The 4,573-nt window shown below is 50.4% G+C and carries 3 protein-coding genes; 2 read left to right on the top strand and 1 reads right to left on the bottom strand.

Translation table 11 applies throughout. The features are described 5' to 3' along the window. Positions 1–876 precede the first annotated feature (876 nt). A complete protein-coding gene (locus HMPREF1028_RS04920; RefSeq protein WP_009311694.1) occupies positions 877–2,652 on the bottom strand; it encodes an assimilatory sulfite reductase (NADPH) flavoprotein subunit in 1,776 nt (591 codons plus the stop codon). A gap of 316 nt (positions 2,653–2,968) precedes the next feature. Here HMPREF1028_RS04920 and HMPREF1028_RS04915 point away from each other — a divergent pair, with 316 nt between their 5' ends. Beyond that, complete coding sequence (locus HMPREF1028_RS04915) at positions 2,969–3,397, top strand: hypothetical protein (RefSeq protein ID WP_009311693.1); 429 nt, start codon at positions 2,969–2,971, stop codon at positions 3,395–3,397. A 206-nt stretch (positions 3,398–3,603) separates the two neighbouring features. After that, a complete protein-coding gene (gene yddG, locus HMPREF1028_RS04910) occupies positions 3,604–4,527 on the top strand; it encodes an aromatic amino acid DMT transporter YddG (RefSeq protein ID WP_009311692.1) in 924 nt (307 codons plus the stop codon). The last annotated feature ends 46 nt before the right edge of the window (positions 4,528–4,573 follow it).

Here is a 4,573-nt window from a genome sequence, read left to right as displayed (position 1 = left end):
ACGACGAGGGCGACGTTGTGTTTTTTAAGGTATTCGATAGTATGGGCGATACCTTTGGGGTTGTTGGTTTCGGTTTTGGTTTTGGTTTTAGACAAAGACGAAACGGCGATGACGAAGTTTCGTTTGGCGATGTCGATGCCTGCACAGTTGTATTGGGTACTCATCATAAACCTGCCTTGCATTCGGTTGTGTTGTCTGGCAACTGTCCGGTTGTGTCGATGGGTTGCCCGGCCGCTCCCTGAGCTACGCAACGGTTGTTTGCCTTGGTCGGATGCGGGTGGCGGCGGGCGGTTTGTTGCTATGATACGGGTGTTTCGATATACAAGGCTCATATCGCGGGTATGCTGCAGGATCTGCAGGCGGGAGCCGAGGAGGCACATTAAACTTATACTCGGAAGGATGACATTCAAAATGCGGGGTAGCTGCAGTTTTAACGGCTTCTGCATCGTGCTTTCCATCTTGCGTCAAATTCGGCTGATTGCTACATGCCGCTATAACCAGCAAGCCCGCCAATACTATCAGCTTTCTATTGAATGTCTTCATTATTGATAACCTTCTTTGTGCTTTTTCGATGTTCGTCATCTCCTGATGCGGTTTGTAACAAATAAATCGGGTTTTATGTTGGGTGGAAATGACGATGAATTTTGTATGTTAGCTGGGTTGAGATAATGGGTAAAGAAAATGGGATAAGCGGTGGAAGGTGTGTCTGAATGGTTTGCTTTGTTTAGCGAGATATAGTGGTAACTTTAAACCAGGACGGCGTTACCTCGCCTTGTCCTGATTTAAATTTAATCCACTATAAATGGCTTGATGATGCGAAAGGTCGTCTGAAAACCCGATTTGGGCTTTTCAGACGACCTTTTGTTTGGGGCGGTATCAATAGACGTCGCGTTGGTAGCGTTTGTCTTCGCGCATTTCGTTGAGATAGTCTTCGGCATCGTCGCGGCTGAGTTTGCCTTGGGTTTCGATGACGTCGAGCAGGGCGGTTTCTACGTCGCGTGCCATGCGGGTGGCGTCGCCGCAGACGTAGAGGTGTGCGCCTTGTTGCAGCCAGTTCCAAACTTCGGCGGCGTGTTCGGCGATTTTGTGTTGGACATAGACTTTGTGTTCGCCTTGTCTGCTCCATGCCAAGTCGGCGCGGGTGAGTATGCCGTCTTTGCGGTAATCGCTCCATTCAAGCTGGTACAGGAAGTCGTCGGCGAGGCGTTGGTTGCCGAAGATGAGCCAGTTTTTGCCGTTGTCGCCGTTGGCGGCGCGTTGTTGCATGAAGGCGCGGAAGGGAGCGATGCCTGTGCCTGCGCCTATCATGATGACGGGGATGTCGCCGTTGGCGGGCAGGCGGAAATTGGGGTTGGGTTCGACGAAGACGCGTACTTCGCCGCCTTCTTCAAGGCGTTCGCCCAGATAGCCTGAGGCTGCGCCGGTGTAGGTGTTGCCGTGGTGTTCGAAACGGACGACGCCGACGGTCAGGTGGACTTCTTCGCCGACTTCGTCTTGCGCGGAGGCGATGGAGTAAAGGCGCGGGGTTTGGGGGCGGAACAGTTGGAACAGGGTTTGCGCGTCCAGCGGATGGGGGTGGGCGGCGAAGACACCGACGGGCGGGGTGGCGGCGAGGTAGGCGTCCAATCGGGTTTTGTCGGCGGCTGTGGTTTTGAGTTCTTCGCTACCGGACAATTCGGCGTATTGCTGCACGAGTGCCGGCGTGTTTTGCGTGATGTCGGCGGACTCGGTCAGGGCGGTGCGGATGTCGGTTTCGAGGTCGTCTGAAAGGCGGATTTTTTCTTCGCCACTTAATTGGTGCAAATCAAGGATTTCTTGAACCAAAGTGGGAGCGTTGAGCGGGAGTACGCCCAATGCGTCGCCTGCCTGATAGTGCAGTCCGGAACCGGACAGGTCGATTTCAATGTGTTCCACGTCTTTTTCGGCGGAGCGGGACGTGATTTTTTGGCGGACGGACAGGGTGGCGGTATAAGGTTTGTCTTTGGTATAGACAGTGCCTGCGGTTTGAAGGGCGGCAGGTGTTGCAACGGATGCTGCGGCGGTTTGCACGGCAAGCTCGGCAACTTGGGGGACGACGGCTTCTATCCACGCGTCGGCGGCGCTTTGGAACTCTAAATCGCAGATGCCCAAGTCGTTCAGACGACGTGCGCCCAGTTCGGCAAATTTGGCGTCAAAGTCTTTGCCCGCTTGGCAGAAATTGGGATAGGAAGAATCGCCCAAACCTAAAACGGCAAAAGTGAGTTTGCCCAAATCGGGGGCTTTTTTGCCGAAGACGAATTTATACAGCGGCAGGGCTTCTTCGGGCGGCTCGCCCTCGCCTTGCGTGGATGTTACCAATAACACGATGTCTTCATTGGGCAGGGTTTTGCTTTTGAAGTTCCCCGCGCTGCTCAATACGGCTTCTACGCCGGCGTTTTTGAGTTTGGCGTGTAAAGATTCGGCAACGCCGCGCGCATTGCCCGTTTGCGAGGCAGATAAGACCAACACGCGTCGCGCGGGGGCTGCAACGGCGGGAGCTACGGAAACACTCAAACCGCCCGCCGCCCCTTGACTTTGCGCCCAGCAGTAGCCGGAAAGCCAAGCGAGCTGTGTAGGCGAGAGGGCGGCGAGTTGTGCGGAAAGTTCGGTGGGAAGCGGGTTGGCTGGAGTCATGTCGGTTCCTTTGTGCGGACGGCTGCTTGAGGCAGAACGTTTGCCTGCGCGGCTTTAATTGTTTGGTTGAATGGTGATTTTTCTGAAAACAGTGGCGATACTGTAAACAGGTCGTCTGAAAAACGGAAAGAATGCTTGGTTTTAATTTAATGCGATTTCGTTATATTCTGGATTGGGAGAGGGGGAGAGGGTTGATATCGGTTTTCAGACGACCCGACTATAATCTTTTGAGATTTTTAAGGGGCAGCAAAAGCGTAGATGTCCATCGGACAACTAATCAAGCAGCTTATATAAAGCTGCCGTCGGAGGTAATCAGATGATTGAATTTAATGATTTCATAAAAGAAGTAAATAAAAAATTTCAAGATGAGTTATGGGCTGATTTTGAATCCAAATTTTTTGGAGATGATTTATTTATTAAAGTAGGAATAGATTTTTCTTATGGCCATCAGTTTGAACTGTATATTCAAAATGCACACATGAATAAATCGATTGAGGAATGGACGGTAGATTTGAAGAGAAATCAAATCATATATCTGAAAGATAAGGAAATTTATTTTATAACAGATACCGATGAAAAAATAATGGTGAAAGGGGAAAGGTATTTTGTTAATGTGTTGACGACTATTTACCATTTGAATCCTTCTGATAGTTTGACAAATTACATAATCAACCCAGAACTGATGGATTTTCCTACTGTTTCAAATGTTACGGTAAGTAACCATTTTGAAGAGTTGCGATTGTAATAAGTGCCAGTCATGACTGACATGAAATTGAATTCGTCTCTAGGGGGAGGGGATATTAAATTCAGAAAACAGCAAAAGGTCGTCTGAAAACAGTTTGGCAGTATCTGCATTCGTGTTTTCAGACGACCTTTCCTCTTGATTATGCAAACAGGAGGCGTAAAATATCAAAAAATTACACAATAAAACAAATTCCAACACAACACATCATGAACCGTCTGCTCCAACACGCATTTACCCCCAATCAAGCCACATCCATAGGTCTGCTTGCCGTGGCCTTTTGGAGTTCCGTCGTCGGATTGATACGCACCTTGAGCCTGCACATGGGGGCGGTCGGCGGCGCGGCGGTGATGTACAGCCTTTCCACTTTGTTGCTCTTGGCTATTTTCGGATTGCCGAATCTGCGGCAGTTCAGCCGCAGCTACCTTTTCTGGGCAAGCATTTTTTTCGTCGGCTGCGAATTGTGCCTGTCTCTTTCCATCGGTTTTGCCGACAACGCGCGTCAAGCGGTCGAAGTCGGCATGGTCAATTATCTTTGGCCGACGTTTACCATCATCGGCGCAGTTTGGTTTAACAAGCAGCCGGCAAAATGGTGGATAGGCATAGGCTTTGCCCTTTCGTTTATAGGTATCGCGATCGTTTTAGGCGGTGACGGCGGATTTTCTTTGCCCGAGATTATCGGCAACGTCCGAACCAATCCGCTCAGTTACATCATGGCATTGTTGGATGCGCTGTTTTGGGCGGCATACTGCACCCTGACCGCCAGAACCAAAGCGCAGGGCAATGCCGTCGGTTTTTTCTTCCTCCTCGTCTCCTGCATCCTGTGGGCAAAATATTTCGCAGGCGGATACGGCAGCCTTCATTTCGATACCGGTGCCATACTTTATGCCGTTGCCGCCGCAGCCTGCATGGGATTGGGCTATGCAGTTTGGAACATCGGCATTTCATGCGGCAATATGACCGTTTTGGCAGGCGCTTCCTATTTCATTCCCATTTTTTCTGCTCTCATTTCCTCCTTCCTGCTCAATGCGCCCCTGTCTGTACAGTTTTGGCAGGGCGCGATTATGGTCTGCATCGGCTCAGGCGTGTGCTGGCTTGCGACGCAGAACTTCAGTTTCAGACGAGTCGAATAGTTTGGCCCTTACATCAGGTTTTTTAAAAATACAATAAAAAGGTGTC

It is taken from the genome of Neisseria sp. GT4A_CT1 (genome assembly GCF_000227275.1).
Taxonomy (GTDB): Bacteria; Pseudomonadota; Gammaproteobacteria; order Burkholderiales; family Neisseriaceae; genus Neisseria.
The sequence above is the reverse complement of the archived record's forward strand: the minus strand, read 5'-3'. Positions and strand labels throughout refer to the sequence as shown.